Annotated in this window: 13 protein-coding genes; 5 read left to right on the top strand and 8 right to left on the bottom strand. The window is 37.6% G+C overall.

What is annotated here, in order from left to right; translation table 11 throughout:
* The first annotated feature begins 1 nt into the window (after nt 1).
* Together ACMAYX_RS11375 and ACMAYX_RS11370 are read left to right on the top strand one after the other, a co-directional pair.
* Entirely contained in the window at nt 2-745 is a 744-nt protein-coding gene (locus ACMAYX_RS11375) for a hypothetical protein (protein WP_103218988.1), read from the top strand.
* Between the two features lie 9 nt (nt 746-754).
* Nucleotides 755-1,291 carry a peptidylprolyl isomerase gene (locus ACMAYX_RS11370; protein ID WP_412471965.1) on the top strand — a complete coding sequence of 179 codons (537 nt, stop codon included), beginning with the start codon at nt 755-757 and terminating at the stop codon, nt 1,289-1,291.
* Between the two features lie 19 nt (nt 1,292-1,310).
* On the opposite strand, the gene recJ is transcribed toward ACMAYX_RS11370, so the two are convergent.
* The 3 genes from recJ to ACMAYX_RS11355 all read right to left on the bottom strand — a co-directional run bounded on the left by recJ (nt 1,311) and on the right by ACMAYX_RS11355 (nt 4,813).
* The gene (gene recJ / locus ACMAYX_RS11365) at nt 1,311-3,032 is read right to left on the bottom strand and encodes a single-stranded-DNA-specific exonuclease RecJ (protein WP_412462972.1); all 1,722 of its coding nucleotides are present in this window, start codon (nt 3,030-3,032) and stop codon (nt 1,311-1,313) included.
* Between the two features lie 46 nt (nt 3,033-3,078).
* Complete coding sequence (locus ACMAYX_RS11360) at nt 3,079-3,324, bottom strand: hypothetical protein (protein ID WP_021265840.1); 246 nt, start codon at nt 3,322-3,324, stop codon at nt 3,079-3,081.
* Between the two features lie 145 nt (nt 3,325-3,469).
* Entirely contained in the window at nt 3,470-4,813 is a 1,344-nt protein-coding gene (locus tag ACMAYX_RS11355) for a hypothetical protein (protein WP_412469922.1), read from the bottom strand.
* A gap of 144 nt (nt 4,814-4,957) precedes the next feature.
* Here ACMAYX_RS11355 and ACMAYX_RS11350 point away from each other — a divergent pair, with 144 nt between their 5' ends.
* Nucleotides 4,958-5,701: an acyl-[acyl-carrier-protein] thioesterase gene (locus tag ACMAYX_RS11350; protein WP_412470900.1), complete on the top strand. Its 744-nt coding sequence runs from the start codon at nt 4,958-4,960 to the stop codon at nt 5,699-5,701.
* Between the two features lies 1 nt (nt 5,702).
* On the opposite strand, the gene ACMAYX_RS11345 is transcribed toward ACMAYX_RS11350, so the two are convergent.
* The 4 genes from ACMAYX_RS11345 to ACMAYX_RS11330 all read right to left on the bottom strand — a co-directional run bounded on the left by ACMAYX_RS11345 (nt 5,703) and on the right by ACMAYX_RS11330 (nt 14,733).
* Nucleotides 5,703-9,275 carry a fibrinogen-like YCDxxxxGGGW domain-containing protein gene (locus tag ACMAYX_RS11345; RefSeq protein WP_412471964.1) on the bottom strand — a complete coding sequence of 1,191 codons (3,573 nt, stop codon included), beginning with the start codon at nt 9,273-9,275 and terminating at the stop codon, nt 5,703-5,705.
* On the bottom strand, nt 9,272-13,324 hold the full coding sequence (locus tag ACMAYX_RS11340; protein ID WP_412471963.1) for a tail fiber domain-containing protein: 4,053 nt from the start codon (nt 13,322-13,324) through the stop codon (nt 9,272-9,274). Before ACMAYX_RS11340 ends, ACMAYX_RS11345 begins: the two co-directional genes overlap by 4 nt.
* 138 nt (nt 13,325-13,462) lie before the next feature.
* Nucleotides 13,463-14,260 carry a hypothetical protein gene (locus ACMAYX_RS11335; protein ID WP_392990846.1) on the bottom strand — a complete coding sequence of 266 codons (798 nt, stop codon included), beginning with the start codon at nt 14,258-14,260 and terminating at the stop codon, nt 13,463-13,465.
* Complete coding sequence (locus tag ACMAYX_RS11330) at nt 14,257-14,733, bottom strand: hypothetical protein (protein ID WP_392990848.1); 477 nt, start codon at nt 14,731-14,733, stop codon at nt 14,257-14,259. Before ACMAYX_RS11330 ends, ACMAYX_RS11335 begins: the two co-directional genes overlap by 4 nt.
* Before the next feature lie 178 nt (nt 14,734-14,911).
* Between ACMAYX_RS11330 and ACMAYX_RS11325 the strand changes: the two genes are divergently transcribed.
* Nucleotides 14,912-16,291 carry a M48 family metalloprotease gene (locus ACMAYX_RS11325; RefSeq protein ID WP_412471962.1) on the top strand — a complete coding sequence of 460 codons (1,380 nt, stop codon included), beginning with the start codon at nt 14,912-14,914 and terminating at the stop codon, nt 16,289-16,291.
* 36 nt (nt 16,292-16,327) lie between these two features.
* Here the strand turns inward: ACMAYX_RS11325 and ACMAYX_RS11320 are convergent, their stop codons facing one another.
* Nucleotides 16,328-19,162 carry a hypothetical protein gene (locus ACMAYX_RS11320; RefSeq protein ID WP_412471961.1) on the bottom strand — a complete coding sequence of 945 codons (2,835 nt, stop codon included), beginning with the start codon at nt 19,160-19,162 and terminating at the stop codon, nt 16,328-16,330.
* 92 nt (nt 19,163-19,254) lie between these two features.
* Here ACMAYX_RS11320 and ACMAYX_RS11315 point away from each other — a divergent pair, with 92 nt between their 5' ends.
* A complete protein-coding gene (locus tag ACMAYX_RS11315) occupies nt 19,255-19,887 on the top strand; it encodes an NAD(P)H-binding protein (protein ID WP_412471960.1) in 633 nt (210 codons plus the stop codon).
* Nucleotides 19,888-19,936 lie beyond the last annotated feature (49 nt).

The raw sequence follows: 19,936 nt of genomic DNA, 5'->3' as shown, positions 1-19,936 counted from the left end.
ATTGAGATTACTTTATATCGTATTCATATTAACACTTCTTTCTTGTACCACGACTGTTGATCGTGAGTATAAAAGAGTGCAAACAGATGAATACTATCGTGACTCGGGTGCTGCCGTTTATATGCTTCCAATTCTTCCTGAATGGAGAAACTTTTCAGGAGAAGGACAATGTAAACGCACAAGAGATATGAGATACTTAAATATTTTGAATCTAATGGATAGTTTCTCAATAGATCATCAAAGCGCTTCGCAAATACAATTTGCCTTTAATCGTATGTACTCTGAACGTGCGCATAATATGGAGAGAAGCCCAACTCTTAAAGAAGTTGAGCAAATCTTTTTTAGCGCTAATGATTTTGTAACGGCCACTGGTGGCTATATCAAGCTTCCAAAATTTAATCGAGTTAATATCATTTGGTTTGATAGCTATCGTGAGAATTTAGATCAGTTAAAAAAATTAATGTCCTCAAAATCAATGTTAGAAGGAAGACCTGTATTTGTCTCTCTGTGCCTGAATGATATTGAAGTGAAGGCTTCTTTAAAAGAAGCTAATGTAAATTTTGAAGGTGCCTACTTTGTCGATTATCGCTATCTAACTTACTATACGCCTAAGGGAGAGTTATCTTCAGAGGAAAGTTTTTATTTAGATCAATACTTAAGCGCAAGTGTAAAAGTACGCCGTGTTTATTCTCATAAGAAACGCCCGAATTTTATTAAGGGACGCTTTAAATATATAAATTATTAAGGAGTAATTATGTTCGGTTTTGGAACTAAGAAAGATGCCCACAAAGAGGATCTTGATCGTCTATACGCAAACTTTGAAACTAATATGGGAAATTTCAAAGTAGAGCTTTACGCAAAAGAATGTCCAGAAACAGTATGGAACTTTGCTAACCTTATTGAAGGGAGACAAAAGACTCCTGCAAAAGAAGGTCCTTACTATGATGGTCTAATTTTCCACAGAGTTATTTCTGGTTTCGTTATTCAAGGTGGATGTCCAGATGGGACAGGAATGGGTGGTCCAGGTTATAAATTCGAAGACGAATGTCGCTCAGACCTTCGCCACGATAGTGCAGGGATTCTTTCTATGGCAAATGCTGGCCCTGGAACAAATGGTTCTCAATTCTTCATCACTCTTGGTGCAACTCCACACTTAGATGGACGCCATACAGTGTTTGGTAAAGTTATCGAAGGTATGGATGTTGTTGAGAAGATCGGTGAGGTTCGCACTGGTATGCATGACCGTCCAATACAAGATGTAGTTATGGAAAAAGTGACTATTGAAAGATAATTAGATACGGACCTTAACTCTAGTTAAGGTCCACTCTTTCAACCATTAGCTGAATATACTTATTTCCATTGAAGTAGTTTAGAGCAAGTGTGAAGTAGACATCAAGTTCAACACTTGGATCATTTTGGCGCTCATAAATTTCGTTCGGTGTAAGCGCTCCCCACTTAGACATATAATTAAAACTAATCCCTTTAAGATTAATTTTCTGATTTGTTATTGATGTAAAATTCCATCTAACGTGTACATCTTTTAGAAGATCAAAACTTTTAAGCTTTGCACCTTTTAATTTAAAGATTGGTTTTGCATTTCCCATTCCAAAAGGCTCAAGCGCATCTAGCCCTCTAAGAAGATTTGGATCAATTTCATCTGGAGTTATCTCAAGATCATAAAAATCTTGTACCGTTCTTTGGATCAAGGGAATTTCTTTTAACATTGCATTCATCGAAGTTTTAAATTTTTCCAGATTTTCAACTGGCATTGAAAGCCCTGCGGCCGCCTTGTGGCCTCCAAATTTTAAGAACAGATCGCGATGCTCATTAAGTAGGTGATAAATATCGAGATCACCTGCAGACCTTGCTGATGCTTTAATCACACCTTCATCTTCGGCATCACTGAAAACAATGGCAGGTACTTTAAACGTTTCAACAAGCTTTGAAGCAACAATTCCGATAACACCTTCATGAAAGTGAGGAGCATAGACAATTGCAATGTCTAGTTCGCCATCTCTTTTAAGTTCGTCTATGACTTGTTCTTTTGCCTCTTCAAAGACTTCTTTTTGAATGGCCTTACGTTCTGTATTACAGTTAACAAGCTGGTGATAGTACTCACGTGCTTCGTTATAGTCTTTTGAGATTAAAAGTTTTAATGCTACTTCTGGGTGGTCTAATCGCCCTTTAGAGTTGATTAACGGGCCAACATTGAAAGATAGTTTTTCGCTTGGAATAATATCTTTTCCACGATCTGTTGGATCAAAGAAAGCCTTAATTCCTTCATATTGAGTGTTCTTAATAAGTCTCATTCCATGACGAACAAGTTTTAAGTTCATTGGACTTAGTGGTGCAAGGTCACAAATTGTACCAATCGCTACGTATTGAAGTAGATCATATACCGAAGGGATATCTTGTCCACGGGCCAAGAGCTTCTTTCTAATTTCAACACAAATCGCAAATGCTACACCAACACCAGCAAGTGGTTTCATGTCTGAATCTGCTGGCTCGTCTCGGCGCGAAGGATTTACAACAGCGATCGCTTCTGGCATTGTTTCGCGTCCATCTTTGTGGTGGTCGGTGATAATTAATTTTAGACCTTTCTCTTTTGCATAAGCGGCTTGCTCAACGTTTGAGATTCCACAGTCGACTGTGATCATTAAATCGATACCTTCTTCTATTGCACGATCAATTGAACAATTATGAAGTCCATAACCTTCAACAAAACGGGAAGGTTGAATGAGGTCTACTTCGAGATTTAGCTTTTGAAAAAATTGATAGAAGAGAGCACAAGAAGTCGTCCCATCAACATCATAATCACCATAAATGGCAATTTTCTCATTATTATCAATAGCTTTAATTATTTCATCTGCGGCAACATCAATATCAATGAGTGCTCCAAAGTTTGGTAGGGAATTCAGATCCCAAGATAGGAATTCTTGAATCTCTTGAGGTCCCATCTCTCTTTTAGCAAAGAGCCTTTGAACGACTGGATGTAAATTAAAATTCTGAGTAGCGTGTGTAGTGTTCTCCATAAGAGAACGATATCACGTTGGAACTTGATCGAGAATTAATAAAGTCTTACCAAAGTACAGTAATGCCTTTGATAATATCTTCTTCGTGCAGCTCGTTAACATCTGAAAACAATAGCTTAAAGTCTGAAGAGTTCTTTGCATGGACTTTATCAAAGTATTTTGTTGGTAAGAATGACTTTTTACAACTCTGACATTTTTGAACTTCAGTTGCGGTATCGTGCACATGGCCACAAACATGACATTTCTTGATAATTCTTTTCTTCGCAACTTCCATATTTATTTCTTTCATCATTCTAACCTTAATTCCTTTAGATTTAGTACCTACCTCTTCGAAACATAGATGAATAAGTTTAGAAAAATCGGCAATAATTACCGAAAAAAACAAAAGGCCGAGTGTTAAACTCGGCCTTCAGTATCAAATTAAAGGGGGGAGGGTATTAAAAAAGCTTTATATTAGCGCTATTAGTAGCGTCTAGAGCAGTCGTAAAATTATTTAAGATAGGAGAGCTGCTTGCAGTATTGATTCCCATATTAAAGTTTTGATTTGGAATACTGCTTCCCCAATTATATCCACTTTTAGAGTAGTCAAAGTTTTGTACTTGAATCGATTGTTCTGGAGTGTAGTAATTACCCCAAGGCATCGATTCACTTACTCTTAGCATTGGTGCATTTGCTCCATAGTAATCATTATAACTATAGTTCCAGTTGTTTAGTCGATTAAGATCTTGCATCATAAAAGACTGTTCTCTAAAGTCGCGTACCATACTTGAGAAACTATCTTGTCTCTGGTTAAGCGCATCGTATGTTCCAAAGTAAGAGTTAACTTGTGGCTGCGTAAATTGAGATGTAAGCATGCTTACAAATTGTTGCATGGCCATGGCCTCTTGTTGTTGCTGGCGCTGGTACTCTGCTTGCTCTTTCATTTCTCTGATATATTCGATAAGAGCTAGCTCTGCTTCTGAAAACTTATCGTCTTTATCTTCTTTATCTTCTTTTTTATCCTTCTTCTTTGCTTTAATTTTATCTTTATCAATCTCTTTGCTACCTGCTTCTGCGATAACTTCTTTCTGTTCTGACTCGTTCTTATATTCCTCAAGTTCTGCCGTAATTTTTGCAAGTTCATCTTGAAGCTTTTTTATCTCGTCAGTATCTATTTTTGATTTAGCATTTTCTAGTTCACAGGCTAAAACAGCATTTTCTTTCTTGAGCTCTTCATTCTCTAGTTCTAGAGAAGATAACTTTTCACTAATTTCCTGAAGTTTCTCTCTTGTTTCATCAAATTTTGAAATTGCTTCTTTGGCCGTATCTAGCTCAGAAGTTCTTTGCTCGATTAGTTCTTCAAGTGCCTTAATTTTTTCTTGGCGAATATTATCATCAACAGGATCTGATGATTGTACATTAGCAAGTTGAGATTTTAGACTTGTGATTTCTTCACTACTTTTTGCAAGCTCTTCAGTTAATGTATTAGACTTACCTTGAAGCTCTTCATATCTTTTTGAAAGATCTTTAAAATCTTTTACTAGCTTTTCATCAACATCTTTAATTTCAATTTTAACGATATTCTCTACTTTTCCAAATAGCTTTGCAGTATCAAACCAAAGATCAAAAATACCTTTTTGGTGGACTTGATAAGATGTTACAGAAATTTGCTTCTCACCTGCGATCTCGCGGTAGTGGCCACTATGGTATGAGTTGTCAGAAACTAACATTTCATTTTGCACATAAGTGCTCGATAGAAATAATGCACTCATAATAAATAGCTTTTTGTAACAAGCTTTCATAAATTCCTCCCAAGAATTTGATTCAATTTATTAGTTGCAACTGCTATGCCAAGAAAAAGGCCAAAAACCATGCAAAAATGCCATGGATAGTGTTCATCTTTTAGACACTGGCCAAAACGAATGCGCTTTTGCTTTAATATCTTTATGAAAAATCCAATCTATCAAAAGACTTATCAGGTCAGTATCAATAATGTGAATATCAACAAGCGCCTTGGGCTCTTTGGAATGCTCGGCTATCTTCAAGATATTGCGACTGTTCACGGCGAAGAGGCAGGCTTTGGTATCGAAGATATGATTAAGGATCAATCCTTTTGGGTACTGGTTAGACAAAAGCTTCGCATGGACAGGTTTCCTCATTGGAATGAGGTTATTGAGATTAAGACGTGGTCTCGAGCACCTGAGGGTATGTATGCCTTTCGCGAATTTGAGATCTTCCTTAATGGTGAGAAGATTGGGGACTGTTCAACGGTATGGATGATTCTAGATGGTGTGACAAGAAAGGTGAAAAAACCTGACTTTCCAATGGATAAAATAAATCCTCGCACTGATTATCATTTAGATTATATTGCTCATAAAGTTGAGGTAAGGGATAACTTTGAAAAAGTTAATACCATTACAGTACGAAATAGTGATCTGGATTTAAATATGCACGTTAATAATACGAAGTATTCTCAGTGGATTCTTGATTCAATTCCAATAGAGCTTCATAAAACTGCAAAGTTAAATGACTTTGAAATTAACTTTATGGCCGAAACACACCTTGGTGATAAAATTGATATCTTACGAGCACGTAATGAGGAAGGTGAGGTTGCTCACGATATTGTCTATAAAGGTATTAGGGAATCAGATGGCAAGACCTGTTTCTTGGCAAAGCTTTTAGCAGACTAAATTAACGTAGGTAGAACTCAAAGCTACAGGCACCTTTTCCTGAATAGCAGACTTCTGTTCCATAAGCTGGCACGACACCTTCATTTCCTGAATTGATTGCGATATTAAAGGCATCTGCACTATTGTAATTATCATTGGCATTTTGTCCTGAACATCCTGCTGTACGACTTGTATGACGTAGATTTCCCACGCAATCAGTATAGTCATAATCCCAAGTACCATTGCCATTTTCAATTATTGGAGCTCCACCATTGTATGAAGGTGAAATGAACATGGCATCAGTTGTTCCATTGGCACGAGAGAAGTATTCTGGATTAATTGAAGCTCTAGTTGCAGGAAGTGTTCTTTCAGTTATAAGGTTATCAGCAATAGAGCTTACCATGATTGAATTATCAAGATCTGTAACTCCACTTGAGCGTGCTACTAATGTCCAGCCACCACCATCTGTTGTCATATCACAATAGACGCTTCGTAGAGCATTTTGACCAGGATAGAAGTTAATAGTGTAATTACCTGATGGAGCATTTGGATTTTCTTCCAGAATCTGCTTGCATGAAGACTTATAATCTCCGTATGAGTTTGACTCTCGAATCATAAACCAACCGTTCCCCGCACCAATTGCAGTTGCTGGGTCAGTAGCAAATTCCATAGCAGTTCCATTCCAATAGGCACCATTGAAATAACCACCTTCTGAAGTTTCTCCTCCTCCATTGATCTTACCGTTCCAACAGTTTGCATACCAAAATGGAGTGTCTGAATAGAATGACGGACAATTTCCAGTATGATTATCGTTATCTTGATCAAGTGTTGACCACATCATTCCATTATGACTTGTGGCAATTGCCGCTTTTACTGTACCTATTAATTGAGTATAGGATTCAATATTTAAACGGTACTTATCCGCAGGATTAAAATTTTTCACCGTCATCATCGCCTGTTGTGAAAATGACTGATCGTAATCGTAAGACCAAGAATAGAGTAGTTGAAAATCTCCATTACCAGCAATATTATCCCAATGAGAGAGACCGACGAAGTAGTTTAAGTAGTCTAGGTAGTCGTTAGTGTTATTTGATGCAATACTTGTAGTCGATAATAGACTACATTTTCCTGTTGTATCACTTACGCTTCCAGCGGCTGCAGAGCATTTTGGCAGAGTTGAAATTGAATCAGCATATGTAATAGCAGTTGTAGGCTTATTCGTTCCACCACGAGTATTTCCCCATACAAGCGTCCAGCCTCCACCATGAGTTGTCATATCACAAACTGTTGGGAAGGCTGGATTTGAACCTCGTGGTCCATCTGGATCAATTAAGTAAACCCCTGTGCCACTTGAATAGCCACGGTCAAGAAACTCTCGACATGACTTCATTGAAGGAAGAGAGCGTACCCAAACGCGTGTTTCTTGGTATTGTTTTAATGTTAGACCAAGGCCTGATTCTACCTCTGTACTATTGTAAGCATTTGTACAGTAACTATTACCGGTTGAAGTACAAGTTGTGATTTCAGCTCTGGCCATGGAGTCTCTTGGAGTACATCTTTTTCCATAGGCACCACCGATAAAAATTCGATCCGTAGTATTGGGGTCAACATTTACGCATGAATAAAAAACACGCCAATTATTTCCGTAGCCATGAAAGAAATAGTTTCCAACAAGTCCTACGTTTTCATTACCGTCCATATCTGCAAACTTTACTTGTGGTTTACTTGCATCTGTAAGAGCGGCCACTTGTTGAAAATAGTTAGGAATTGTTTTGTCTAAATAAGCCGTCTCCCAAGTATTGTCAGTGATACTGAAATCTGTATTCACACCTTCAACGCGCATTTGATTGAAGGCAATTGAATTTGATCTTGAGTAAACTTCCGCTGAAGTATCTCCACGAATAGCGTGAGTAGGGTAGCCGTGCCATACTTTTGTCCAGCCACCACCTTCTGTGGTCATATCACAATCAACTGTGACGGCCGTCCCTTCTGGATAAATTGTGTAGGAACCGTTTCCTCGAGATTTACCATTTAAAAGAATATCCATACAGTTTTTTGGACGGTCGTATTTCTCTCTTAAAAAGTAGCGTGCCTTAACAGTTGCTTGTCCTGTGTTGAAACCACCAACGCCACGAACACGGTTAAGGTCATCACTACCATTTGTATGATAAATATAGTGTCGTGGATAATCGTGTACATCAGAATTTGGTGTTTGCGTATAAGTAGGGAAGCAGTCTCCCCATCCAAAACCAACTCCGGCCCAATTAGTTTGCCTATCTAAATAGTAGTTTGTTCCATTGCTATTTCTAAAGCGAAATTGTGAGCCACCTGTCATAATGTCACAATCTCCTGGTGTCGTCCTACTTGGTCCTGCTTTGATGTCGAGAACAAGATTTAAGTCATTAGGATTAAAAAATTCTACTGTCGAGAAATCTGTCGCTCCCCAGTTACCGATATCACGGGCCATCATTTGCGTTGCTGAAAAATCAAAGAAATTATGCATACCAACGGTATTAATTTCTGCGTAATTTGTGCTGGTGATATTAATGCCAGCAAATTCGCTTTTCATCGTATTATATGACTTCTTTGTCGTCATTGTAGGATCTGCAGCGTTGGCATAGAAAAGAGTCCAGCCGCCATTATCAATATCCATTTCACAGTAGACTTGAGTCGCTGTTACTTGATCTGGGTATACTGTATAGAGACCTGAGCCTTTCGATTCACCAAGCTCAACGAGATGTTGGCATGACATCGGTCTCATCCCTTCATCATGAAGATAGAGCTCTACTAATTGTGTCCCTACGTCATTATTATGATCTGAAGGAATTCCCGTTTTATAAGCAGCATCTGATCCAATGGCGAAGTACCAATTTGAGTGGTTAACGGAGCCATCAATAAGAGATTGATCACCATTAGAGTAGCTGAAATTATTATTTCCAAGCTCAAGGCCTCCCCACCTTTGGCTATTCATTTCAATATCAATTCCTCGATAGCCACGTACAGGAGTGTCGTAAATTGGATTTGTAAATTGTGACCAAATATTTTTCTTCGTTTCATTCGGATAATTAATCCAAAATGTAAAACGATTTAGACTTTCGAGCTCATCAATATATTGAACAATTGAGTAGAGGTTTCCTGTAGGTGCTGCTTGATTGTAGAGTAGGGCCGAATTCGTTGTTGGAAAGTATCCTCCAGCTACATCGTGTCTGTAAATTCTCGTCCAACCACCGCCATTATTATCCATATCACAAAAAACACTTAGAGCAGCAAGTGGTCCTGCGCCGTCTATGTCGATTGTATAAAGTCCACTAGGATATGATCCTGTTTTATTTAAAGTCGAGCAAGAAACCTGACAGTCGCGAACGACAATATCAGATGGTGCATTGGCATAGAAATTCATCCACTCTGGATTTGTCTTTGTTGAAACAAAGTGTTCATTTGTTGTTGATGTATTCCATACTTTCTTACAAGTATTATGGGCCACAATAGTTTTAAGTTCATTGCTTGCTAGTTTAAAACCAGTATCAACTGTATTGATCGCAAGAACAGCTTGCGAGAAGAGTAGAGTAAATAGAAAACCTATTTGAATTTTCATTTCTTATTTGCTTTTTGTAACTCTTTAATTGCTTTGCGCATCTCTTGCATATCTGCTTTAAGTTGCTCGTTTTCTTCTTTAAGTGAAGCAATCTCTCTTTTCACTTCTTCATCATTATTAAAGAGCTTATCAATTTTACTTGAAATTGATTTTACTGCTTCTACTAATAGCGCTGTGATATTACCGTACTGAACTGATTTATAACCATCTTGACCAGTCTTTACTAACTCTGGTTGAACTTTTTCAACTTCCTGAGCGATAAAACCTACAGTCTTCTCTTTTGGAAAATTTCTTTCTGGAAATTCATCTGTTTTCCAATCAAAAGTTACCCCACGTAGAGAATTTACCTTATGAAGTGGATCAATTATCGTTTCCACGTTTTCTTTGAATCTTTCATCTGAAGTATAAAGGTAAGCTGCAGCTAAAACATTACCTGCTACATGAAGCCTTTCAGATGGTGCATCTGTACCAAGACCTAGCTCACCTGTCCCCGTCAGCCTCATGTACTCAGTATAGCTACTCCCACTAGTGTATCTTGCAAAAACTAACGGGTCAGAAGGATTATCTCCCCACGTAACAGAAGGAATCTTGTCATCTCCTGTTGCTCCATCTCCATCAATATCGAAAACTTGCATACCGACTTGATCATTTCCAGATTGAACAACTAGACCGCCTAAACCTGTTGAACTAAGTTGACGAACTCCATGAACTATAAGTAGATCAGATGTTGGTACACTTGTTCCAATTCCCACCTTTCCAGTGTTATAGTAAATATCACTACCTGTCGTTGTCCACTGAGATTGATTAACTCCACCAATTTGAGTCGTTACATAACTTTTCATCGCGCTAACTGATGGAGCTTGTACAGTTTCTGTTCCAGCTGTCGAATTTACAACTGCTGCTGTTTGGGCACGTCCATTTGTGAAGTATAAATTGGTCGCACCTTCCGCAAGATCATCAGTGTCTGCTAATCCTGTAATTGCAGTATAGTTTGCATTGATTTGTGCTTGTAATTTTCCATAAGCATCGAGAACCGTATCTGTTGCTACTAAAGCTGAGTTTGCACCTACAGAGTATCCTGTTAGAGGTGTACTAAGGACAGTAGATCCATCGATAACTGAAGAAGGAACACGTCCACTCGCATCGAGTCTTAGAAGCTCATTGGCACCATTTGAAGTATTAACGGCCAAATTCACATCATCAGTGTTTGCCGTTAGAGTTAGATCACTAGAAGCTGTTAAACCTTTGAATACTAAATCAGTTCCAGTCTTTGTTTTATAAAGAGAAGTTCCACCGGCACTTGAAGCTGTGTTTTGTTCTCCACTTGCTGCAACAACTGTTGATAAACAACCTGCACCGTCTATACAGATATCATTGCCTGTTGTGACATTCATGCCACCATCAACAGTTAGTTTTTGCGTAGGTGCAATATTTCCGATGGCTACATTTCCACCAGAAGACTGTAGATAAACATCGACATCACCAGCATTAGGACCTGATGCTAAAGTTCTAAGATAGGTATGTGTTGCACCACCTTCATAGATTAGGCGGAAATTCATATCTTGAAAGTCAGGTTCACCATTATCTTCAATCAAATCAAAGAAAGATGCTGTATCACCAACAGTTAGAGAAAAGGCTTCTACTGTAGCACCTGCTCTTGAAATATAGAATGGTTGTGTACCAGATGCTGTTGCAAAGTTTGCACCACCATTTACGGTAAGCTTGTGGCCTGGAGATGCAACACCAATCCCAACATTACCTGTACCATCAATTCGCATTCTTTCTTTATTAAGATCTGCAATTAGTGGCCCACTTGTTCTAAAAACAAGAGCCGCTTGTCCGTAATCTGCATTCGCACCATCAGTTTCTTGGATTGAAGCAATTGATGCGTTAGCAACTTTTGAAGATCCAGAGTAGTTAGATGTAAAAAGAATATTTGTTTCAGCGCCAATCGCTGGATCAGTTGAGTTTAAACGTAGCATCGCAGGGAAGTCTCTAGCTGCTGCAAGGCTAACCGTTTTATCCACACCGTTAATATCAAGAAGAGAATAAGGTGTTGTTACACCAATTCCAATATTTCCAGTCGGATAGTGAATATCACTTCCTGCTGTTGTCCATTGAGTTGCACGATTATCAACATATGATTTAATCGCAGCAACTGAAGGTGCCTGGTCTGTCTCGCTACCTACTGTCGAGTTAACAACTGCTGCAGTCTTTGCACGGGCATCTGTATGATAAAGGTTTGTCGAACCTTCTCCAATATCATCTGTATCATATGCCGAAATAGCAGCAAGAGAAGAGGCGTGTGAATTAAGTTGACCTTGAACTTTTTGAAATGCTTGAATAACAGTATCTGTCGCTAATACACTTGAAGCTGCACCTGTTGTAAAACCTGTTAAGGCAACATCAATTGCAGGATTATAATTAATAATTGAATCTGCTAACTTATCACCGGCCCCAACTTGCGCAATTTTACCATTAGTTGTTCCAACATCTACTGCTAGAGTTCCTGATGACGTAATTGTTCCACCTGTAAGTCCTGTTCCTCCTGTCACGGCAGTAACAGTTCCTGCATTACCTGTCGGCCATGCAGCACGACAATCGGCCGCGATACAAAGCTCGGTTGCTTTGACTTTACCAGCTACATCAAGTTTTTCAGTAGGCTCATCCATACCAATACCAACATTTCCAGTGTCACCATCTAAGACTAGAGCTGTATTATTACTTCCATTAAAGAAGTTAAAGTGAAGTTCATTGCGACTTGTTGTTGCTGCTGAGTTTAAGCCGAATGCCATAATATCCCAGTAAGCACTTGCAGTGTTTCCTGTTTGCATTCTTATTGCACTCTTCTTATCTTCGTGTCCAAGAAGGTTCAGGCTTGCTCCTGCTGCTGAAGTTGTACCTTCTATTCCAATCTCGGCCCATGTGGCACTCTGAATGTGTAGTGGGTAAGTTGGTGTTGTTGTACCAATTCCGATATTACCTGTGTTGTAATAAAGGTCACTTCCTGTTGTCGTCCACTGAGATGACGTAATAGCACTAGTTTGGGCCGTTACATAATTTTTTACTGAATCAACAGAAGGGGCAGTATCCGTTTGTGTTCCTGCCATTGAGTTAATAACTTTTGCATCGGCCATGGATTGTGCCGTCGTATCGACGTAGCTTTTTACTGCAAGTTCACTTGGAACTTGTGTTGCTGAATCTAGAGTCCCTGAGTTATCAAGATCACTTGCTGGAATTTGAGCAACGTTGGCAACATTTGCAAGACCGACATATGTTTTATCAATTGTTGGTGCATTAATTTTTGACCAAGCAATTGCTGCACTCGTATTGATATCAGCATCAACGATTAAGTTGTCTTGAATATCATTTGCCGTTGTTGAAGGAGGTGTTGTGTTACCACTTTTTACACGTCCCTGCGCATCCACAACAACAGAATAGTAAGTAGTATTATCAGTCACAAGGTTTGGTAAACCTATAACCCCTGCATTGTTAACAAGCGTTGAATCAACAGATACTGCAGCAGTTTGATTCACACATTCAAGTTCATTAGATGCGTTTACAGAAACCACTTGTCCAGGAGAGCAAGTTGCTGCGATAACTAAATTATCCGATAGAGCTGCGTGATTGGCGTAAACTGAAATTGGCGTCGCTAAGATATTTTGATAATCATAGGCGATTGGATTTCCAACATCAGTCACATCTGTCACACGAATTACAAGAGTTTGTCCCGATGGTATTTTATCAATAACATCTGCAGTACTCGAATAGAGAGGGTCAAAGGATCCTAGGTTATCAAAGTCCAACTCAACAGTGTAGATTCCATTAGATAGAGGGACGCTATTGATTGTTTGAGTTGCAATTACTGTAGGAAGATCATTTGAATAGAAGATATCAAATTTTAAGTTAGGAGTTCCTGTAACAGGAGTACCGTTACTAAGTACAAGTCTGCCTGAGTAACCAAGCTTACTTGTCGAAGCATATAGATTTAAGGATAAGAAGCTTAAACTAAACGCTAAAATGAATGTAAAGATTCTACTAACGTGCAACAAAGTTCCCCTGTGTTTACAGTGGCATATCGACATAATATTACGAATCATTAAAGAAATGAAATTTAGGTAGTTAAGTGGACAATATTTCCAGTTTAGGGCAGAAATGTGCCAATTAAAGGTGGCTGACCCCTTAGATTAAGGGGTCGCATTACAAGGTGGATACATACGAGCAAGCTCGCCAATAGGTCCACCAGTTTGGCTATGATTCGGTCTTAGCTTTTCCCAATAAGAGTTAGTTGGGAAAACCTTACCATTTGCCTTATACATACCTTTTTTACCAAGAAGAATATTGTACATAATATCCATACTGCATCTAACTTGGTTTCTAGGTTCTATTGTCGTTTCATATCCAGATGCAAATTGGCAGTTCTTACCTCGCCAATAACGTGCATCTTTTTTTCGGTTTAGTTGAAAGAGTCCAGTAGGGCGATCTGTAGCATCTGGTACACGACCAGTGTTTACCTTTGTAGGATCGCATGATGACTCAACTTGTGCGATTGAAGCAAACATCCAAACCCAAAATCTCTTTCTTTGCTCATTATTTAGGTTGTACCAATTGGGACAAGTATATGGAGCCGCTGTCATCCCTTTGATTTCATCATAGAGAAACATCTCAGAAGCGCCCGATTCATTTTCAATATACTCTGTAATCATTTGTCCCCAAACGCCTTCTTTACCATCTTCAGTAATAAACATTTGGCAGTCTTTATTAAAATACTTTCCATCTCTTCTGTGTTCAGTTGGTAGGGGATCACCCTGAGAAATTGTATTGTCCTCTACCTGACAGTTATGACAACCACCATCCGGCGGATTTGTGACACTATTAATAACGCTGTTAAGCTCATTTAAGAAATCAGTTTTTCGAGAATTAAGATCAGAGCTATAAGAATTAAAATTAAGAATTAATGTAGATACAAGAATAAGTGACTTCATTTTTTAGCCTCCTTACTCTTTTGTACTTTTTGATAGACACACTTAATTCCACTCTCTTTCGACTCGTAGTTGATGGTATCATTTTTTAATTCGAGAATTTGAGTACTAATCGAATCCTTTTGATTCGCTGATGCCTTGCAATCTTTGACTTCACTTACTTGGGTAACTTTTGTCTTTGTATAAGTGAATACTGAACTATATGTACAATCCGACTTTTCAACTTTTTTCTTATCAGAAAATGGGCCTAGGAAAATACGATGTCCTACTCTTAGTCCTTTTTGTGGAGACTTTTCATCAATAAATTGTACTTCAGAAGCGTCACAAAAATCAGAGCTTCTCACTAGGGTTTTGTATTCACCCACATGCTTTTTCATCGCAGAGATGAAGTCATTCGCTGAAGCGGCCAACGCCATTGTTGGTAGTGCTAAAATTACTACCAATTTACAGATACTTATAGTGGAATTCTTAATCATACCTATCCTCTTATTAACTCTCGAATTATACCATTTTATAAGGGTTTAGAGCTCTTGGGAGACAAGATTTCCCCATGGATAATTATTTGGCCTAAGTATTGTGTTCATTATTACACACTTTAAGACATATAGAGGCTTTCACTGGTAGTAATGCCTATTACAAAAATGGGAGAAACATATGAAGAAAATGGTCAATATTGCGACGTTAATGACATTAGCACTTCTTGTGTCATGTAATGCCGAAAAAATATCAAAGGTTAAGTTTGTACATGCTCTTGAGGGTGAATCTCTTTCAGGTGAAATGAAGATCAATGGCCAGGAATTAAATTTAACTGGTTCAAGTGAAGAGTCATTTGAAGTGAAGCCAATGTACCCAAGAAAATTAAATCTAAAGCTCGAATATAATCACGGGCCAGAGCTTAACAAGTTATCAGCTACTGAAATTAAGATGGAATTTGAAGTACGTAACTACGATTCTGAAGAGGGAAGTGTTGATCTAAGAAAAGCAGGTTCTGTAAAACTTCAAGGTGATAAGCTTAAGCTTACTAATTGTACAAACACAGTTGACTTCAAAGTAAATGGTAATGAGCTTGTTGTCGATATGTCTAAATTTAAAAGTCTTGCTTCTTGTAAGGCCGTAGGAAAGTACAAAAACTATAACCGTATTGGTGAAGAAGGCCGTCTACACAATGGTTTTGGACGTAACTTTTTTAAATTTGCGACTGATACTCAGTTTGGAAAAGAAGCTGCTTATGAAATCGTAAATAACTTCTCTCGCTACATTTATCAAGATGGAGAAATGGCCGAGTACTTAAAGACAATGATTACTAAGATTGCTAAAGCATCAGATATGCCAGATGTAGAACCTAAGGTTTTCTTTATTAATGCTCCAATTGAAAATGCTTTTGCTCTTCCAGGTGGATACGTATTTGTTTTTAGAGGTCTAGTTGATTCTCTTAAAACTGAAGCTGAGTTAGCTGGTGTATTAGGACACGAATGGGCACACGTTACTGAAAGACACGGTACAGAGTCTGTAACAAGAAGCTTAAAGTCTATTGCTACTAAGTTTGTTGGAGCTGGTTTTGTTTGGGCCAACTTTGGGATTCTAGGTGGTGCAGCTACTTATTATGTATATGATAAATTAGAAGATATTCCACTTATGGGATTTAGCCGTATTCAAGAGCTTGAAGCTGATAAGCTAGGTGTTCAGTATGCATATAAAGCAGGATATTCACCTTACGGACTTGGAAAGTACTTTTCATCGGTACCTGATTATGATGAAACTTTCTTTCAAGCAATTACTTCGAGTCACCCAAAATCATCAACTCGTGTTGAAAAAATTGAAGAATTAATCTTTAACTACATTCCATATGACTCTTCTCTTGTTGTTACAAGTACTGAGTACGAAAAAGCAAAAGAGTCGATTGATGAACTACAGGCAATGCCACCATATGTTGTTAGACAACTAATGGTTTCGATGGGGGCCCTTGTTGAATCAAGTATTAAAAAGAGTGTTCGTAAAAAACTTAAGCTAGATCACAAATTAGAAGATAGATAACAAAAAGAAGGCCCTCATATGAGGGCCTTTTTTATTCTAGTATGTAATTCCAATACCTAAAAATACTTCACTTTCATTTTCTTCTGTTTCGTGTTTTCTAACAAAACGGTATCCAAAGTCCACGGGAATGGCCCTGAATATCGATGTGTTAAAGACTAGTTCCGCTCCATAACTACTAATATGAAATCCATTGTCTGCTGATATAGCGTATACTTTAGTGTTATCGTAGAAGAGATTCATATAAATTCGCTTAAAGTAGATGAATGCTGAAATATTATAATCCGGATAGAAAAGTGGAAATAAATAATTATAAGTGGTTTTTACATATCTCTTCGTTGCGAAATAATTATAACCACGAGAAAAAACGTATCCCATAATTTCTTGTGAAGTTGGCTGAAAGCGATAGCTTGTTCCATCTCCATACTTTTCACCAGTAACAGAAAATTTAAAGCCATTATTATTAAAAAAACCAGGTGTCGTAATTGTAAGATCTCCAAACCAGCGATAATCACCAACTAATCCAGTCGTGTCATCTGTACTTGCATCCTGATACATTCCTAAAAGAGAAAAGCTCCATGGCGAGATAATCGATCTTGCCGTATAGTCTTTATAAAGATCGACTAGTAGTGACGTACTTTGACGAATTAAATCCGATTTTCCTGTTGTGTCAACGTCATTTGAATTGTAATCCTTAGTTTGAACGAACTCAGCACTATAATCTAAAGTTATATTTAAGTTATAGAGATTTTTTCTGAAAACGAATGGTAGTTGTACTTTTGCTCCTACTGCATTTTCATCCCAGCCATAGTCATCATTATCTGTCCCTAGACGACTTACTTCTCGTTCTCTTAAGTCGGCGATTAGGCTGAAAATTGGCCAGTATCTTTTGAAATCAATCTGCAAAGAAGAGTATGGTGTGTTTTCAGCCGCTTCATATCCTAGGTTAACATTCCATCCAAAGTCTCTTAAGTAATTATCTGCCCACAATGACAGTCCATAACCTTGACCAACAAAGAAGCTCCAAGAGTGTGGAGTAAAAGCTCGCCAGTCAAAACCAGAGTAATCTTTTTCTTTGTAGAGATTGAAGTTTTTATTTGCTACTTCATCACGGTCTTTAAATTCTATTTTTTCAAAGTTATTTAAGCGATCACTAGGGCTATCTTTGGAATAAAACTTATCAGGATTAATTAAATTATCGATTGGTAATTTCTGACAGTTTGACATCGAAGTATTGCTAATTCTCTTACCATTTATTGTTTGTTCAGAGAATAAAATCTCATCATTTGAAAATGTAGGTGAGTAGGCTGCAATTCTGGAAGTCGTACACTTTTGTAGCTCTTTTGCGTTTATGTTGAATTTGAAAACCTCAACTGAACCATTGTATTGAGCTTCAAATAAAATATTATCTTTGTAATCAGATTGTAGCCAATAGAGATTGTTAAAACTTACTGGAATTAGATTAGTTATATTATTATTTCTTAAATTTGCACGTACGAGACCTTTTCCACCACTGGCCTTTGTCACAAGTGCTATAACCTCATCTTCATTGATTGAAACAGCTTCTAAGAATTTGTATTCATTGCTTTTGATTGTTCTAAGGAGTTTGCCATTTAATTCAAGTTCTTGAACTATCCATTCATTTTTGTCATTAAAGTTAATAGCAATGATCCTTGTCCCATCTTCGTTGAAGTGTGGATTATAAAGCCTCATTCCCGAAGTAATATACTTCTTATGACCATTTTTTAAATTAATTAGGCTTAAATCAGAATAGCTTTTGAACCCATATCGCCAGTGCGGTAAAAAATGAGATTGTACGGCATGATTTTTACTATAGTCTAATCGAGTAATGTCTTCACTGTAGGCTAAATCTGTTAGAACTTCTTTTTTACCATTAGTTTCTTTAATTAAGCGATAGAAGTTATTAAGGTCATACTCTAGATAATATAGATCAGCGCCATTTTTGTATTGATTAGTCTTAATATTAAAATCTGTTATTTTTAATTCTGGAAAGCTGTCCTTTTTCCACTTTTTTCTTAAATCTTCAAATGCTTCGTAGTAGAAGTCATAAAAGTCGATGCCTGATGCATTTTCAATTGCGCCAACAATTCCGTTTGGATAAGGCCTTGCTGTAACATTGTCCATGACATTATCCCAAAAGTTGTCACCATACTTTTTGTAACCATGAGATATTAGAACGTATCCATAAATATACCAACTCACTAATCTATCATTATATGTTCCATTAACAAATTGATCGTATGTTGGTGTTTCGCCTTTGAGTAAAATTGCTTTTAGTCTTGCCATAAAGCGAGAAGATCGACCTCGTCCTGATTGAGTATATTTTGTTTCAGCATAAACAGCATCACCTTCCATATACCAAGGCTTTCTAGCTAAATAACTTAGAAGTGCTTGCCCAGTATCACCCATAAGTACATCAAACGCCTTTACAGTTTTCTTATTAAAGATATCTTGCTGGATAACGTGGCGATACTCATGAATCGATAAATTTTCATGCCACTCAAGTGTACTTACATGGGCAAAGAAATTTGTTGAATCAAACCACTCTGTACGTCTTGGAGCAAGTGTTACAAATCCATTAGGATCACCCATTTCCGGACGATAGATCAAGCTAACTTGCTCCGGCTTTTTTAGCCCATAAGAAAGTCCTACATATTTTGAGTAGTGCTCCATTAGATTGGCCATATAAATTGCATTCTTCTTAAAACCTTTAGGGTAGATAACTTGCACAAAATCATTCTCTAAAGTTGACCAATCTTGTGGTGGGCTTTGAGTATTTACCCAATTATGTTGGGCCAATGTGTGAAAAGAAGTTGATAATATAAAGGCAATATATAGAACAAACTTTGTCATTAATTGTCTCACTGTGGTTAAAGCTAATTTTGTTTATTAAAATTAAACTTTATTGTAGTGAATATGTAAATGAATTGGTTAGGGAGTATTGAATGAGATTACTAATACTAGGAGCAACAGGCCTTGTGGGCAGTCATGTGTTAAAGCAGGCCATCGAAAGAGATGAAATCGAATATATTGTTGCACCTGTACGTCGAGAAATTAATTCACACACTAAACTATATTCACCCATCATTAATTTTGATCAGGTAACTTCAGCAATGCTTAAAGAGTGGAATGTTGATGTCGTCATATGTGCTCTTGGTACAACAATTAAAGTGGCCGGTAGTAAAGAAGCATTTAAAAAAGTAGATCTTGAGTATCCTCTTACTTTTGCAAGATGTGCAAAGGATGCCGGAGTCGAAGTTTTTGTTTTAAACTCAGCAATGGGAGCAAATGAGAGCTCCATATTCTTTTATAATAAAGTTAAAGGGAAGTTAGAGAATGCATTGATGGACTTACATTTCAAATCTCTTTATCTTGTAAGACCTGGACTCATTGGAGGGGAAAGAGAAGAGTTTCGTTTAGGGGAGCTTATAGCGAAATTTTTCTTAAAGGCTCTTCACTATATCCTACCAAAAAGCTTACGTATTAACCCTGCTTCATCAATTGCAAAAGTGATGCTAGAGGCGGCAATAGAGCAAAGAGCGGGGATAAAAATCATGACCTCTGACAGGTTAACGTAAATTGAAAACGACTTTTCAGTACCTTACTAAGCAATCTATATAAATTTTG

Source organism: Halobacteriovorax sp. RT-2-3, from assembly GCF_047085075.1.
GTDB lineage: Bacteria > Bdellovibrionota > Bacteriovoracia > Bacteriovoracales > Bacteriovoracaceae > Halobacteriovorax_A.
The sequence above is the reverse complement of the archived record's forward strand: the minus strand, read 5'-3'. Positions and strand labels throughout refer to the sequence as shown.